Origin of the sequence: Nitrobacter vulgaris, assembly GCF_031453995.1 — a bacterium.
In the GTDB taxonomy this organism is placed as follows: domain Bacteria; phylum Pseudomonadota; class Alphaproteobacteria; order Rhizobiales; family Xanthobacteraceae; genus Nitrobacter; species Nitrobacter vulgaris.
Genome location: NZ_JAVDPZ010000023.1, coordinates 1 through 13076 on the forward strand (window position 1 = coordinate 1; position 13076 = coordinate 13076).

Genomic DNA, 13076 nt, shown 5'->3' on the forward strand with positions numbered 1-13076 from the left:
CTTCGCCGCCATGATCTGCTCCGTGACGAATCACGGAGCTCTATGAATCAGCGATCAAACCGATTGGGAATCCTGAATGTCGATCGGTTCTAGCCGTTAGCGAACTCTTCCAGCTCGACTTCGCGGATTATGGACATGGAACACCTCCACGGCTCATGATAACCCGGAAAGAAAAGGGCCCCCGGAGAGGAGGCCCTTTAAGCTTATTCCGCTGCCTTCATCATCAGCGGCTGCTCGTACTGAAGCATCAGCTCGATGAGCGCTGCGACGGCGCATCGCTTTTCCGTTTCCGTCTCAGCGAGGCGCACCGTGCGTATGGCCATCTCAAGCGCCCAGGCCTTCTTGACTGCCGCGTTGGCGATCTTGTTAAACACCAATGCCAGCTCCCGCGCCTTGTCATAGATCGGCGGCTTCGGCGCAGATCCCCAGCCGATCCCGTAATTGAAGCCCTTCGCTCTCGGATTGTCGTTCATCGTGGTTCTCCTTTTTGGAGACTTGAGTGTCGAACGATGAAGGCAGGGAGTCGATCGCCGCAGGATGCAACGTGGTGCACCCTGTTGCGGTTTGCGCCTCTGGAATCCCGGATCAACTTTTCTTACACGAAAGCTGGACGTGCAGGAGGAGGCGATCTTGTCCCATCTGGTTTGCCGGCGAGGAAAGTACTGGAGCATCGAGGAGAGCTACAGGGAGAACGGGAAGGTGAAGAAGCGCGTCCTGCGATACCTGGGCGCGCGGCGCTCCGATGATCCGCAGATACGGATGCAGCAGATGCTCGATACCGCCGAGCGCAAGGCCGAAGCGATAGCAGACAGGCAGCGCGCGGAGTTCGGGGAAACGGGCGCGGAGAGGCAAAGCCGCTTGAAGGAAGAAGCGAAGTTCTCGTCGGAGAGGTACTTGGAGGCTACGTGCGCGCCACCCGCAGCTTCGGAATCCGAAGCGGCATCGGGCGATAATGAAGAGGCGCCAGAGCCGTCTACCGGCACTTCCATTCCTTCATGACGGGATGCCACTCCCTGCAAACGATATATCTCCATCGGGCAGGTCTAGTGGCTGCCGCGACGAGATCTATGTGTACGGGCCACTGCGTGCGGCCGGGGCGCTCGTCCCAGCCGTTGACGCCAACGCCGTAGTCCGTGCCGAAAGCCATAACACCCTCCAGAATCTCGAAATAGACGGCGCAGGGATTGGTATATTGATCCCCCATCCAATCCGATCGCGGGGCGTTGCTCGGAAATTTGCGGGATCGGCCGGGCCGTTCGATCCTCTCGTGAATGACTCCGTCGCACGTCTGATTCACGTTCGAGTGCGGCGGCAAAGGCGGCGGAGGAGGGGGCAGCGCGGCGATGCGCTGGCGCTCGGCCCGCACCCACTTAGCGTCGCGGCACTCCTTGTCGCAGTAGGCGAGCTTGTAGACCCCTAACAGGAACAAGCATGCGCAGAACGCGATGCCGGCCATGAGTGCGTATTTGACCATAAGGAAAAAGCCCCGCCGAAGCGGAGCTTAAATTCATGCGGTGCGTCGAGGCAAGGGCACCACGTTGCCGGCCTCGAGCCATTTGGGCGGGAGCTTCAGCTCCCCCGTCTCGGGGTCGCGGCCGATGAAGCCGCTGATCGAGCCGTTTGGATGCCGGACCGGGACGTAGACCATTCCCCGGTAGAAGCCGATGTCGAAGCGCTCGGCGTCGTCTTCCGAGAAGCCCAGCGCCGCGACCTCGCCGGTGTACTTCAGCTTCTTGCGGAACGCCTCGGCGTCGAACTCCGTCTCTCTTTTGGATGAGCGGGTTGGCTCCCGCTTCTGTTCTGGGGGAACGGTGGCACGCTTGTTGCCAACTGTAACAGTACTGTCACTGTGTACCGTACTGTCTACCGTGCCGAACTCTTCCAGGAGAAACTTGGCGGCTTCTCCGAGCGTCTTGTATCCGCGTACATGCTTGACGAGGTCGATGACGCTGCCGCTCGCCTCCTGGCCGCCTGAGTGGCAATAGAAGCCCTTGCCGGGCGTTATCTTGATCGCGCGCTTGTTGTCGCTGTCGCAGTGCGGGCAGGGCGATCGGAATTCGTCCCCGTCCGGCGTCAGCTTCAGCCGCAGCGCGCGCGCCGCGTCCTCGATAGGGATAGCCGCCTTCAGCTCCGCGAAATTTATAAAGGGCAATGCCGCCTCCTCTGGTGGGGATAACGACCGTTCGTGGGTCCGCCTCCAATTGTACAATGGGTTTCGGAAGCGGTTCGGATGTCGGAGCATGGAGTGCAAGATGGCCCCGGCGGGTAAAACTGCCTTGTGCGCACAAGCCGAGAAATGACTCGGCGGGGCCACCTGCACTTCATGGCAGGAGAAAAGAGAGCTTTACATGCCGCAAGGTAATCAGCCGGTCGTCAAGTTTCGCATCGGCTTGGTGACGGCCACCGTCTGGCAGAACGAGAAATTCTACAACGTCACGCTCTCCAAGAGCTACAAGGACGAAGCCGGCGACTGGAAGGACAGCGACCAGCTCGGCCATGCCGAGCTGCTGAACGCCATAAAGGTGCTGGAGCGCTGCGAGGATTTCATCGCGGACCAGCACTGATAAAAAGCCCCGGCTAAATGCCGGGGTTCGCTTCTTTGTTGGGACAATTCGCCTTCGTATGTCCGACCTGGTTGCAGGTGCCGCATCGCTGCGGCGCTCTCTGCCTTTGAACTTCGCCGCCGAACAGGCGGGTTAGCTCGTCTTCCTTCTCCCTGATCTCACGCGAGAGCTGCATGGCTCTCTGCGCCTTCTCGTGGTTGTCCACCTAACAGCTCCATGAGGTTGAGCGTGCCGTCCTTCCCCTGCCACGGCACGATGAGATTGTCTGTCGGCAGGAGTTTCGGATTGATGCTGAGCGCGTAGAAGCGCGTTTTTCCCTTTTCAGGGAAAAGGTCGATAAGCGAGGCGGTATCGGGCCTCGTCGTCATGAAGGCCACGCTCGGCGCCACCTCGAAGCCGAAGCGGCTCTTATAGGCGCCGGTGCGGAAATACTCGGCGTACCGCTCCACCTTCGACTTCAGGCTCTGGCGAGCGTTCTGGCTGACCACCGGCTCGGTGCCGCGGTCCACTTCGATATGCGCAAATATCGTGCGGCTCCCGTCCGAGAAGCCGCGGGTGATGTCGGGCTCGAGCTTCGGGTGCTCGATGCGGAAGGGATAGGAGGCGTCCCGGGTGCTCTCGGGGCAGCGGTTATCCGCGAGGATGTGCTCCGGCCCCTTCACCTGGAACGGGGCGCGGTCGAGCAGGTATTCGATCTCGCTCCGCAGCAAGCGGTGCTTGAAGTGGTCGTTGCCGCCATGCGCGTAAACGTCGCCGTGCTTGGCCAGGAGCATCCGGCCGCGGGGCTTCAGCTCGAACACGCCGAAGCCGTTGCGCGGGATATAGGCCAGCTTCTCCTCGCGCGGCAGGTCGGGAAACCCGATGTAATGGCCCTTGGAGAGCAGGGTGAGCGCCTTGCGCGTGCCGTGGTACTTGCCGAGCGCGTGGTAGACGTACCGGGAGGGCAGCAGGTCGTAGCGGGCGAGGAGCTTGAGTATCGAGATCTCGCGCTCGTTGCCGGCCGTCGTATACTCGGGCTTTCCCGTCGTCCTGTAGTTTGAATGGCGCTCCATAAAGAGAGGATAGGCGGACGGCGTATTGCCGTCATCGGCGCAGATCGCACGTGTTGGCTATGTGGCATAGCCTATCACGGGTTTTTCTGCGTTAGCGGCTCGTCGTCGATGTCGGGCGCCGGCGGCGGGGCCTTGTAGGGGTACTTCGCGGCGAGCTCCGCCCTGAGCCGCTTGTAATCCTCCTCGTCCATCCTGTCCTGCTCTTTGAACTCGAACTTCTTGATAGGAAGGGTGAGCTTGGTGCGCTTGTTTAGAACCACGTCGACCGTGCCCGGTTCGATGCATTCCGAGTGGATGCTGGCGTTGTTGAGCGCTTTCTCCATCTCGGCATCGACGCCGTCCTGCCCCTTGTACTGGTAGGCCACCGTCATGCCGAGGCGGGCTTCGCCGGCTTTCGCAAATATCTTTATGAAGCTCTTGTCGAACGTGAGGTAATCGGCGGCTTCGTCGATGTAGACGTAAATCGGCTTCTTTTCCGTAAGCTTCATGCGCCGCATCATCACGTCGCTGAGCATCGCGATGAAGAGGCGGCCCAGGAGGTTCGTGCCCTCGTCGTCGTTCTTCTGATTGTCGGTATCGATGAGCAGCACCTTGCCGCCTTGGTGCAGTTCCTCGTACAGGTCGAATTTGCCCTCTTGATCGCCCCATCTGCCGGCGTTGAGGTTCTTGTAAAGCGGCGTGTGCCGCTTCTGGTTGATGAAGCTCGTCAGCCGCTCGTCGAGACCGCCGAGCGTCGCCGGGTTGAGCCCTTTGCGCGTCGTCCGAAACCAGTCCTGCACGTCCGACGGAAAGCTCCCTATCTCGCTGGGCAAAACTTCCCGGTCCATCTGCACGTACCGCAGGAGCTGCTCAAGGCTCTTGTTCCGGGAGTGGAGCGTCGCTTCCGCCAGGAAAGGAAGGGCGCGCTCCTGTCCCGGCGCGGGGTTGAGGTTGGCGAGCATGTAGGTGATGAGGGTTTTGGCTAGCTGCTTTCCCGCGTCCTTTTGGCTCGGTGTTTTCGCTTCCGCTCCAATGTAAAACGGGTTCAGCGGGAAGCGCACGTCGCTGTCGATGAGGATGAGCTTGCCGTCGAGCGGCTGCCCGGGGCCGAATACCGCAAGCTTGCGCATGTGGTCCACCATGCTCTTGCTGTCGATGATGACGACGGAGCATTCCTCCATTGCCGCACGATGCAGGTCGTCCCAGATTATGTGGCGCAGATAAGTGGACTTGCCCATGCGCGTGCGCCCATGCTCTTACTCGGTACCGGCGACAAGACAGCGCGCGTTCTGGAAGCCGCATCACGCGGGCCGTTCCTCCTGATCGCCGACGATGCTACCGCCGCCGCGTGCGCCGATCAGTTTCCCGGCGCCGCGCTTTAAAGCTAGCTTTACATGCGGACAATGGACCAGAACACATACACCAAGCTAGCGCGAAACATGATTCCCGCCGCGTTGAGCATGGCGACCTACGCAATCACCCTGATTATTTCGCTGCGCCTGCTTGCGCGGGGCATCGATGATAAAGCGGCGAGTATCGCAATCAGCCTCGGCTCGATGATTCCGGCGCTTCTGCTATGCATGCCCATCGTCGGAATCACACGCAGATCGGATGAGATGCAACGCAGGCTGCAACTGGAAGCTTTTGCTTTTGGTTTTGCAGGTACGACCCTCGCCACGTTCAGCTACGGCTTTCTGGAAAATGCCGGCTTCCCACGGTTGTCGGCCCTCACTGTTTGGCTGGTGCTGTGCGGCCTGTGGCTCATGGGCGTTCTTCTGGGCCACCTGAGCTACAGATGAACAACTGCATTCAGGAGCTTCGTACGCAACGCAATTGGTCACAGGCTGATTTGGCTGCTCGACTGGACGTTTCGCGTCAGACGATCAATGCACTCGAACGTGGACGATATGATCCAAGCCTGCCGCTGGCATTCAAAATCGCCCGCCTATTCAACCTGATCATCGAAGAGATATTTAGCGTGAGCGACTAACTCGTACGATGGGAGCAGGCGCGACCTGCGTTAACAATTCGATGGCGGGATTGTTCGCATTTGAACCTCGGCGCATCCCGAGACGTTAGGCTTACCGGAAGTTTCGGCGGCGGCCTTAACCCTTGCCGGCGTTGGTTCGATTAGGCTCTGCTATAATCCGGAGTCCAGTGATGCGTATCGGACTTGTGCTGGCCATTTTGATCGGGACCTCATTGACGGCTCTGGCCGACAGCGGTCCGGTGTTTGTGATTCCCGGACGTCCCGGCGTTCCCATCATCATCAATGGTGTCGATGCGTCCTATGCCGTCGTCGAGGGCGATTGGGGACTTTCTCGGAGGATACAACCGCAGCCCACGGTGTACGGCGGACGCTACGTCTATGAACCGCATGTCGGTCATTATTATCCGAGTCTTGGCCGCGCGCCCGGTTACGGCCGCCTCGAAATCGAGCCGCCGCCTAATCGCAAGCCACCGCGGCGAGCCGAAAGCTTTCATCAGTCGTGGTCGGCCCGTTCAAACCCAACTCCCGCACAATCCGACATCCCGCAGATGCCGCCTCCGGTGATCCTCGCGCCCAAGATCGGACCCTCGGGTTTGCCTCCAAACTTTCGTTGAGATCAACACGACCCAAATCGAACAAAGAAAACAGCGGGAGAAAGTAGATGCGTCAAATGATTTCCGGGATGGTCGCGGTTGCGGCCATCGTGGCCGCAAGTGTTGCGCCCGCAATGGCATGTGGAGGGTTGTTCACGAGTGGATGCTCTCCATGCCTGTCGTACAGCCCCTGCGTATCGGGTTATTATCCAGGCTATTACGGTGGTTACGGCTTCGCTGGCTACGAGAGCCTGCCGTCTCCGACACAGTACTATTATGTCAATCAAGGGCCAGTGTTCAGCGGTCCCGGCAATTTCGCACCAGTGCCGACCTATCAGGAAAATGCCGTTGCCGGATGGAATGCCTACAGTCGTCCTTACTTCTATCCTTACGACGGCGGTCGTTATGCCCACGCCATGCATCACTACTATGATGGCGCGCCCGCGACCGGCCCGGTCGTGTACAGCTATCGCTGGAATCGTACCCGGCATCACGGCCATGTTTCGCGCCATGGCGATCGCGCCGCTCTTCCGCGCGTGATTTATGGATCGGGACAACATCATGACTACCGTCATTCAGCGTGGTATCATGAGAACTGATCGGCGCGCCTGAAAAACAAACACGTTCCCGCAATGCCCGGTGCGAGCGGGCGTCTTCGTGCCGTCAGTGCATGAGGCCGAGATGGCTGGCGCCGATATAAAGCGCCAGCACCGCGGCATTCGAGACGTTAAGGCTCTTGATGTGACCAGGCATGTCGAGGCGCGCGACCGCGCTGCATGTGTCCCGCGTGAGCTGCCGCAGCCCTTTGCCTTCGGCGCCGAGTACCAGAGCCAATGGCTGCTGCAACTGGATGGCGGCGAGGTTTTCGCCACCGTCGCTGTCGAGACCGACGGTCATGAAGCCGCGGTCGTTCAGTCGGGTCAGCGCCCGCGCCAGATTCTGCACCAGCACCAGCGGCACAACCTCCAGCGCGCCAGAGGCGGACTTTGCCAGCACGCCGGTGGCCTCGGGACTGTGGCGCGCCGTGGTGACGATCGCTTTCACCGCAAAAGCCGCGGCCGATCGCATGATCGCGCCGACATTGTGCGGGTCTGTGATCTGGTCAAGCACCAGCACGATGCCTTCCTGCGTCAGCATCTCGATGTCAGGCGAGGGTAGGGGATCGGCTTCGGCGAGCAATCCCTGATGCACCGCGTCGGGGCCGAGGCGCTGATCGATGGCACTCGGACGCACGATTTCAGGCGTGATCCGGGTATTGATGTTTTCATGCGTGAGCCGCAGCGCGGCGTTTTCCGTAAGGAGCAGTTTTCGGATACGGCGGTGGGGATTCGCCAGCGCGGCTGTCACCGTATGCCAGCCGTAAAGCACCGCTGGGCCATCGGGGCCGGTCTCGCGAGCCCTCCGCACCGAACCATGCCTTGGTGGGCCCTTCCGGTGAGAATCCTTGACGTGGCTACTCCCAGGCCGTGAACCCCTCCGGAATCGCGGTTCTCGATCACGATCGCTCATGTGTGTTTGTCTCGGGGGGTGCGGGATCTATCGAGAAAATCGTAGCAATCGGAGACTTGAGAATGGTGAACTTGGGAATGGTGGGGGAGGTAGGACTCGAACCTACGAAGCCATAAGGCGGCTGATTTACAGTCAGCTCCCTTTGCCACTCGGGACACTCCCCCGCAACGCCATCGGATGTCACCTGCTGAAGTGGCCCGACCGACCATGGATGACATTAAAGGCACCTGCCCGGATGCCGAGCGCGCGGTTGCGCGTGTTTATGAGCGAAGCGCCCCGGCAAAGTCAACCGAGCGCTGGCCAAGAAGATGCACTTCCACGCATCCAATGGTGGAAATGGCCGGCCGTTGCTTAAGACTCATGACGCGGGTTCACTGCGCATATTCGAAAATTACGAATATCACGGCCAAAACAACGAACATGACCACGCCGATAATCAGACCGAGTTTACCCCTTCTGGTGCGGTCACTCCCGTGACCTCCACCGATATCGTCAGGTTTGCCATCGAATTCTCGCGAAGAACTGCGCCATTCCCAAAAATCATTCATCGTTCGCCTCCGTCGTCTCGATCGCCCGTTTCAAGCATGCTCCTTCCTGAAGCCAGTGCGGTGTTGTTGACCCTACTTATGCGCGAAGGAGAAAAACCGCTAGCGAGTTGGTGCAAGGCGGCATTCTCAAAGCGGCCGCGCCTGGTCGGCGAGGGCGCTGTGTCTACGAGTTTTTGAGCGGGACCCCGGCGGCATTCCAAGTCTTGGACGCCAGTTTTGGCACCGGCTCGATTGGCCGGTTGACCGTTCATGTCTTAAACTGGATTGGATGGGACGTCTGCGGCTGGTGGAGCCTAGACTTCATGAGCCAGAATTATCTTCTTGGCTCGCACGAGCCGTGATTAGGCGTGTTTCCCGCCAGTAGTCTCTTCTAATTGATTCAGTTCGACTTTTTGCCGCAGAATCGACGTCGTCGTGCTGCTCATTCAAGCAATTTAACCTCGACCGTCAATCTTAATTCATTCGCCTGTTCGCGTCTAGCTGGACAGGGCATGGCTGCCCGTCCTAGGTACCTGCCACCATGACCAGCGGTTCCGTGCCGGACATTTCAGAGCAGGGGCTTAGTTCCCGCGTTCCCCTCACTCCAGCATGCCGGGAGATACGATGATCCGACTGCTTATTGCATCGGCGATGATTTGCATTGTTGCCACACCCTCATCGGCCAGACCTTCTTCTAAGAAATGGCAGGTTGCCACCACGGGATGCGACGCGATGCGCCCCTGCTATGGCAACTGGAACCCGCAGTATGACTCGGCGGAGCACGCCAGCTGGCATTCCCATCATGTTGCTGTCCGGCACTGGGTCCGTCACAAGGGGCACAGACGAATTCCCGTCGGGCTTGCGCGGGTCATGGCCGAGGGCGCGGGGAGAGCGGTCGGTTTGATCCGTTCGGCCTCGGGTGCCAAGGCGCATGTTGCCAACCGCGCCACTGGTGCTTTTCAATGTCTGGTGTCGGCTCTCGACCGGCAGGGTTATCCGATCCGTTTTATGGGAGGCTGGCGAGCGCACGGAAGTGTGCATGGCTCTCTGCATCCGGCGGGATTGGCGCTCGATATCAACCAGTACGGACGCAACGTCACGCGGCCACGCATGCCCCACAACGAAATCGCGCTGGCGAACTCCTGCGGGCTAGTTGCGGGGGCGCAATGGGCACATGCCGACAGTGGCCATTTCCAACTTGGCGGCTGGAGCGGAGGACGGCATGAGGCACGCCGTCAACATCGACGCCGTACGCACTATGCCAACGCGCGATGGTGATGTCGGTTCAACGATTGACGCTCGTGGCGTACGGCCACGCTGGCGGCGCGGATCGGTCAGCGTGAACATTAATGCTGAGAGGGCCAGCTGCGCTGATATGGCGAGGTGCCCGACCGCATCCACCTGTTGTAGCGAAAAGGCGCGGCGAGCTGTCCCGCCGCGCCCCGATGTTTATTCTCGCTGGCCCGGGCGCTGAGTCGCCCTCCACGAGGCGAAAAGCCTAGCGGGCGATCCCAGCGAGGTGACAGCGCTCTGAACAAGACACTGGATCACCTCCTTTCGTTTGTTGTTGGAAACTAGATCATAGGCACGAACGCGCGGCATGTTAAGACCCTTGCTCGTCCGTTCCGGGATATTCATTGCGCTGCAGGATGGTTGAGGGTCCCGGCGCGACGTGATAGGTGATCGGCGGGCGCGGGTGTAGCTCAATGGTAGAGCAGCAGCCTTCCAAGCTGAATACGAGGGTTCGATTCCCTTCACCCGCTCCAGAAGGATTTCAATGCAGGAAAACGAGTTAGCCCTTCCGGCGCGTGGGTGACGCTCGTGATAAAATGAAGGTGATCGCCGAATTGCTCCCATGACCACATATGGCGAACCGTGAGCCGGAGCAGCCTTATCGCCTGATCCTCCCGGAACACGGCATGTGGTTAGCCGATGCGAGATGCTCGGCGGGAGAGCATCACAATAGAATAAAGAGCCGCCTCACCTACATATCGCACAGACGGTGTGGTCTGCTTTCGTATAACGCCGCCTGGGTTGCTGGAATCGCAGGCCGAATTGCCAAAGTAATCGAGGAGGTTTGAGATGACCAAAAACAACACCAATCGTTGCGCTCGCCAGATCAGTTTTGCCGGCAAGGTTCGTACCTTCAATTTGAACGACCCCAAGGTCCTCGCCATGATCGCAGGTGGAGCGAAATTGAAACAGGTCTCGAGGATGATCACGATTGCCCGTCTCGGCATAGGCAGGGCACCGCTGGCGGGGCAATACGGCGACACACCGGCGGCTTGCCACAGACGCTTTCTTGAAAAGATCTATTCGGCGACCGATGTGGAGAACGTCATCACCCTCGGGCTGATTGGTGGCGGGATGGCCGAAGATGAAGCTTTCGCGCTTGTTGATGAGCACGTCGTCGGTAAGCCCCTCGAAGCCAACGCGTTGATCGCATCGGAAACCATTGCCGCGCTGTTCGCCGATGCAGGTGATGCGAAAGCATAACGGAAATGGTTGCTTGAATCCCGGTCTTTGCTGATAGCTCAAGTTTCGGCAGGGTTAGGAATAAGGCGTCGCGCATCACCATCGACGGTTCGGCAATCACAAAGGCGATGCACGATGAAACATCGTGCCGGACGTTTGAATGGGTCTCAGTCGCGAGCATGACTGATGAGCCTTGCTACCGATGGTTTCAGTCCATCAGTTCCAGAAGACGACCCACCGTATCTCGAGCCGCTTCTGCCATTTTCACCGCGCTATCACGCGTAAGCGAATCTCGTTGCTTGCCGACGTCCTTTGATTGATCCCGGCAGCAAGCGGCTCGGCGATGCTCCCAGGCTCGCAATCGATCGCGAAATATTCTGTGTCGCTCCGACCGCGTCGCGGAGAGAAGCCCTCATTACTTTCGAGGTATTCAAGTTTGCTGGCTCTTGCAATGCCTTGAAGGCGGCACATGCCCAGCCTAGGTAGCTGCCATGCCCTGTGAGAAGCGCGCGGCTGCGTATGCGCGACGTTGTATTATTCGCAGGCCGGAGAGCGAAGAATGCACGCCATCATGCGAACTGTCCGCGCGGCTGATGGTCATTCTCTTTGTGCGTCCATCGTCATGGCCGTTCCGCAACGTGTTACCGCCATGCTGACCCGCGCCGATGTAATTCATCACCGTAAATCCCTGGTCGCGGACGGCGCGTGATGGGAAACCCCACCGCCATCATGCAAGGCGGTTGGATGCCTCGTCTTGTTGCGCGGAGAATCCCATCGTGTATCGCGCTCACTGCACATTTCGCTATCTTGTATACGCTGGTTTGCGATCCGACGGTCAAGCCGGTGGTCGGCGAACAGCCTGGTCCGGCCCTTGTCGAGATCGTCGTTGTTCCCTCCCATGGCTCAACCTTCGTCGAGCACGGTGAGGTTGCCGAACTAACGTCGGCGGAACTCGCTGAATTACCCCCGCCGACGCTCGCCGAGGACCCTCCGCCGGAGATTTCCGAACAAGGAGAAGCGGTAGAAAAGCCGGTGGCATTGCCGGCGCCGAGTCCGAAGCGGGCGTTAGTTCACAAGGCAAGCGCACCTCCTGTTCCGCCAGCCGCAAGCTCCGCACCGCCTCATACGAGTGTGCCGATCATGGGCGCGACCGGCGTGCCTGACCAACCCGAGATGGGAGCGAGCGATACCGATCAAGCGTCCGTCGGGGTCTCGCATGCTTGGAAAGCGAGGCTGCTCTCTCACCTGGAGCGCTACAAGCGCTATCCGAGCGAGGCCCGTATGAAAGGAACTGAAGGGACGGCGCTTTTGAGCTTCGGCATGGATCGCGACGGTCGGGTGCTCCGATATCATCTTGTGCGCTCTTCGGGTTCTCCTGAACTCGACGACGAAGCCTTCGCGATGATCGTGCGCGCATCTCCTTTACCCCCTGTGCCGCCGGAGATCACCGCGCAGGTCGTGCAACTCGTTGTTCCCGTGCGCTTCAGGATGTGAACTCGTCTCGGCAATTGCGCCTGGAAGGTTTCGGGATTCGTGCTTATGTTCGGTCAACGGGGGCCGAAAGGTGAACCATGCGCTGGAATCTTGGCATCGCTGCGGTTCTCGCAGTCATCATTCTTTCGCCGGCATCGAGCCACGCTGGCGTGAACGTGCGCTTCGTCAATTCTGACCGCTATACCGATGCAGGTTCATACGATACTTCGAGCGCGTCGGTAGAGGCGGCTTTCCGCGCTCATCTGGATCGTCTCGGCAAGCGATTTCTCGCGCCTGGGCAGAATCTCAACATAGATATCGTCGATATCGATCTTGCTGGCTATCAACAGCCGCTTCGTTTTGCTCCCAACAACGTCCGGATTGTTAATGGCGTCACGCTACCGAGGATCGTACTGCGTTATGCATTGACCGAAAGAGGCCGGCGTATGCGAAGTGGCGAAGAGACGCTCACCGATATCAACTACCAGATGAATCCGTCGGCGCGCTTTTCGGGCGATCGGTATGTATACGAGAAAGCACTGCTGGACGACTGGTTCCGGCGTACCTTCTCCACTAGTCGCCAGGGTTTCTGAGGCGGCTGTGCCTTTTCACTTTCTTTTATCAGGACCTGGGCGAACCCTTCTTTTTCCGCGATAGGGGAAGGTTGCCGCTCCGACGAGGTCATTGTGACGGTTGTGGAAGGCGTCGTCTATTCGCTTATCCAGGACCACGGCGCCGCAAATCTACTGAATCAAAAGCACTATTCCGTGTTCGGTAACTACGACACCGGCGCCCTTGTCCACCAAGTTCCGCTTCTGGAGTGGTTGGAAGAAAAAAGATGGGTGCGACTGGTTAGCTCATGACGTCAAAAAATTTTGTAGCGAGGGGGTTCAAAAAGCGGTTGCTCGAACGTC

19 protein-coding genes and 2 tRNA genes are annotated in these 13076 nt (G+C 59.2%); 13 read left to right on the forward strand and 8 right to left on the reverse strand.

What is annotated here, in order from left to right; all coding sequences use genetic code 11:
• Positions 1-203: 203 nt before the first annotated feature.
• On the reverse strand, positions 204-473 hold the full coding sequence (locus GGQ85_RS13790; RefSeq protein ID WP_309774984.1) for a hypothetical protein: 270 nt from the start codon (positions 471-473) through the stop codon (positions 204-206).
• 157 nt (positions 474-630) lie between these two features.
• Between GGQ85_RS13790 and GGQ85_RS13795 the strand changes: the two genes are divergently transcribed.
• A complete protein-coding gene (locus GGQ85_RS13795) occupies positions 631-999 on the forward strand; it encodes an IS1634 family transposase N-terminal domain-related protein (protein WP_309774985.1) in 369 nt (122 codons plus the stop codon).
• On the opposite strand, the gene GGQ85_RS13800 is transcribed toward GGQ85_RS13795, so the two are convergent.
• Positions 974-1474: a hypothetical protein gene (locus GGQ85_RS13800; protein WP_309774986.1), complete on the reverse strand. Its 501-nt coding sequence runs from the start codon at positions 1472-1474 to the stop codon at positions 974-976. The two genes, GGQ85_RS13795 and GGQ85_RS13800, sit on opposite strands and share 26 nt — an antisense overlap.
• 33 nt (positions 1475-1507) lie before the next feature.
• A complete protein-coding gene (locus GGQ85_RS13805) occupies positions 1508-2152 on the reverse strand; it encodes a hypothetical protein (protein ID WP_309774987.1) in 645 nt (214 codons plus the stop codon).
• Between the two features lie 196 nt (positions 2153-2348).
• Between GGQ85_RS13805 and GGQ85_RS13810 the strand changes: the two genes are divergently transcribed.
• On the forward strand, positions 2349-2564 hold the full coding sequence (locus tag GGQ85_RS13810; protein WP_309774988.1) for a hypothetical protein: 216 nt from the start codon (positions 2349-2351) through the stop codon (positions 2562-2564).
• 158 nt (positions 2565-2722) lie between these two features.
• On the opposite strand, the gene GGQ85_RS13815 is transcribed toward GGQ85_RS13810, so the two are convergent.
• Positions 2723-3616 carry a replication-relaxation family protein gene (locus GGQ85_RS13815; RefSeq protein WP_309774990.1) on the reverse strand — a complete coding sequence of 298 codons (894 nt, stop codon included), beginning with the start codon at positions 3614-3616 and terminating at the stop codon, positions 2723-2725.
• Between the two features lie 74 nt (positions 3617-3690).
• Complete coding sequence (locus tag GGQ85_RS13820) at positions 3691-4725, reverse strand: type IV secretory system conjugative DNA transfer family protein (protein WP_309774992.1); 1035 nt, start codon at positions 4723-4725, stop codon at positions 3691-3693.
• Positions 4726-4845: 120 nt separating this feature from the next.
• On the opposite strand from GGQ85_RS13820, the gene GGQ85_RS13825 reads away from it, so the two are divergent.
• The 5 genes from GGQ85_RS13825 (at position 4846) to GGQ85_RS13845 (ending at position 6777) form a co-directional block, all read left to right on the forward strand.
• Positions 4846-4977 carry a hypothetical protein gene (locus tag GGQ85_RS13825; RefSeq protein ID WP_309774993.1) on the forward strand — a complete coding sequence of 44 codons (132 nt, stop codon included), beginning with the start codon at positions 4846-4848 and terminating at the stop codon, positions 4975-4977.
• A 57-nt stretch (positions 4978-5034) separates the two neighbouring features.
• On the forward strand, positions 5035-5394 hold the full coding sequence (locus GGQ85_RS13830) for a hypothetical protein (protein WP_309774994.1): 360 nt from the start codon (positions 5035-5037) through the stop codon (positions 5392-5394).
• Complete coding sequence (locus GGQ85_RS13835) at positions 5391-5585, forward strand: helix-turn-helix transcriptional regulator (protein WP_309774995.1); 195 nt, start codon at positions 5391-5393, stop codon at positions 5583-5585. The genes GGQ85_RS13830 and GGQ85_RS13835 overlap by 4 nt, the downstream gene beginning before the upstream one ends.
• 170 nt (positions 5586-5755) lie before the next feature.
• Complete coding sequence (locus GGQ85_RS13840) at positions 5756-6199, forward strand: hypothetical protein (RefSeq protein WP_309774996.1); 444 nt, start codon at positions 5756-5758, stop codon at positions 6197-6199.
• 47 nt (positions 6200-6246) lie between these two features.
• Positions 6247-6777 carry a hypothetical protein gene (locus GGQ85_RS13845; RefSeq protein WP_309774997.1) on the forward strand — a complete coding sequence of 177 codons (531 nt, stop codon included), beginning with the start codon at positions 6247-6249 and terminating at the stop codon, positions 6775-6777.
• 64 nt (positions 6778-6841) lie between these two features.
• On the opposite strand, the gene GGQ85_RS13850 is transcribed toward GGQ85_RS13845, so the two are convergent.
• The 3 genes from GGQ85_RS13850 to GGQ85_RS13860 all read right to left on the reverse strand — a co-directional run bounded on the left by GGQ85_RS13850 (position 6842) and on the right by GGQ85_RS13860 (position 8235).
• Positions 6842-7687: a TrmH family RNA methyltransferase gene (locus GGQ85_RS13850; RefSeq protein WP_309774999.1), complete on the reverse strand. Its 846-nt coding sequence runs from the start codon at positions 7685-7687 to the stop codon at positions 6842-6844.
• Positions 7688-7765: 78 nt separating this feature from the next.
• A tRNA-Tyr gene (locus GGQ85_RS13855) sits at positions 7766-7851 on the reverse strand.
• Between the two features lie 207 nt (positions 7852-8058).
• The gene (locus GGQ85_RS13860; RefSeq protein WP_158081533.1) at positions 8059-8235 is read right to left on the reverse strand and encodes a hypothetical protein; all 177 of its coding nucleotides are present in this window, start codon (positions 8233-8235) and stop codon (positions 8059-8061) included.
• Positions 8236-8838: 603 nt separating this feature from the next.
• Between GGQ85_RS13860 and GGQ85_RS13865 the strand changes: the two genes are divergently transcribed.
• From GGQ85_RS13865 to GGQ85_RS13890, 6 genes are all read left to right on the forward strand, one after another.
• Positions 8839-9492: a hypothetical protein gene (locus tag GGQ85_RS13865; RefSeq protein ID WP_079447132.1), complete on the forward strand. Its 654-nt coding sequence runs from the start codon at positions 8839-8841 to the stop codon at positions 9490-9492.
• A 414-nt stretch (positions 9493-9906) separates the two neighbouring features.
• Positions 9907-9980, forward strand: a tRNA-Gly gene (locus tag GGQ85_RS13870).
• A 316-nt stretch (positions 9981-10296) separates the two neighbouring features.
• Complete coding sequence (locus GGQ85_RS13875; protein ID WP_079447130.1) at positions 10297-10710, forward strand: GTA-gp10 family protein; 414 nt, start codon at positions 10297-10299, stop codon at positions 10708-10710.
• A gap of 538 nt (positions 10711-11248) precedes the next feature.
• The gene (locus GGQ85_RS13880) at positions 11249-11398 is read left to right on the forward strand and encodes a hypothetical protein (protein WP_158081532.1); all 150 of its coding nucleotides are present in this window, start codon (positions 11249-11251) and stop codon (positions 11396-11398) included.
• Between the two features lie 35 nt (positions 11399-11433).
• Positions 11434-12183 (forward strand): energy transducer TonB, encoded by a 750-nt coding sequence (locus GGQ85_RS13885; RefSeq protein ID WP_309775001.1) that lies wholly within the window; start codon positions 11434-11436, stop codon positions 12181-12183.
• A 77-nt stretch (positions 12184-12260) separates the two neighbouring features.
• A complete protein-coding gene (locus GGQ85_RS13890) occupies positions 12261-12755 on the forward strand; it encodes a DUF3016 domain-containing protein (protein ID WP_309775002.1) in 495 nt (164 codons plus the stop codon).
• The last annotated feature ends 321 nt before the right edge of the window (positions 12756-13076 follow it).

Excerpts from the sequence above, each read along its gene's own strand:
- GGQ85_RS13790 (WP_309774984.1), bottom strand. The coding sequence starts at position 473 with ATGAACGACAATCCGAGAGCGAAGGGCTTCAATTACGGGATCGGCTGG.
- GGQ85_RS13800 (WP_309774986.1), bottom strand. The coding sequence starts at position 1,474 with ATGGTCAAATACGCACTCATGGCCGGCATCGCGTTCTGCGCATGCTTG.
- GGQ85_RS13810 (WP_309774988.1), top strand. The coding sequence starts at position 2,349 with ATGCCGCAAGGTAATCAGCCGGTCGTCAAGTTTCGCATCGGCTTGGTG.
- GGQ85_RS13815 (WP_309774990.1), bottom strand. The coding sequence starts at position 3,616 with ATGGAGCGCCATTCAAACTACAGGACGACGGGAAAGCCCGAGTATACG.
- GGQ85_RS13820 (WP_309774992.1), bottom strand. The coding sequence starts at position 4,725 with ATGCGCAAGCTTGCGGTATTCGGCCCCGGGCAGCCGCTCGACGGCAAG.
- GGQ85_RS13825 (WP_309774993.1), top strand. The coding sequence starts at position 4,846 with ATGCTCTTACTCGGTACCGGCGACAAGACAGCGCGCGTTCTGGAAGCC.
- GGQ85_RS13830 (WP_309774994.1), top strand. The coding sequence starts at position 5,035 with ATGATTCCCGCCGCGTTGAGCATGGCGACCTACGCAATCACCCTGATT.
- GGQ85_RS13835 (WP_309774995.1), top strand. The coding sequence starts at position 5,391 with ATGAACAACTGCATTCAGGAGCTTCGTACGCAACGCAATTGGTCACAG.
- GGQ85_RS13840 (WP_309774996.1), top strand. The coding sequence starts at position 5,756 with ATGCGTATCGGACTTGTGCTGGCCATTTTGATCGGGACCTCATTGACG.
- GGQ85_RS13845 (WP_309774997.1), top strand. The coding sequence starts at position 6,247 with ATGCGTCAAATGATTTCCGGGATGGTCGCGGTTGCGGCCATCGTGGCC.
- GGQ85_RS13850 (WP_309774999.1), bottom strand. The coding sequence starts at position 7,687 with ATGAGCGATCGTGATCGAGAACCGCGATTCCGGAGGGGTTCACGGCCT.
- GGQ85_RS13860 (WP_158081533.1), bottom strand. The coding sequence starts at position 8,235 with ATGAATGATTTTTGGGAATGGCGCAGTTCTTCGCGAGAATTCGATGGC.
- GGQ85_RS13865 (WP_079447132.1), top strand. The coding sequence starts at position 8,839 with ATGATCCGACTGCTTATTGCATCGGCGATGATTTGCATTGTTGCCACA.
- GGQ85_RS13875 (WP_079447130.1), top strand. The coding sequence starts at position 10,297 with ATGACCAAAAACAACACCAATCGTTGCGCTCGCCAGATCAGTTTTGCC.
- GGQ85_RS13880 (WP_158081532.1), top strand. The coding sequence starts at position 11,249 with ATGCACGCCATCATGCGAACTGTCCGCGCGGCTGATGGTCATTCTCTT.
- GGQ85_RS13885 (WP_309775001.1), top strand. The coding sequence starts at position 11,434 with ATGCCTCGTCTTGTTGCGCGGAGAATCCCATCGTGTATCGCGCTCACT.
- GGQ85_RS13890 (WP_309775002.1), top strand. The coding sequence starts at position 12,261 with ATGCGCTGGAATCTTGGCATCGCTGCGGTTCTCGCAGTCATCATTCTT.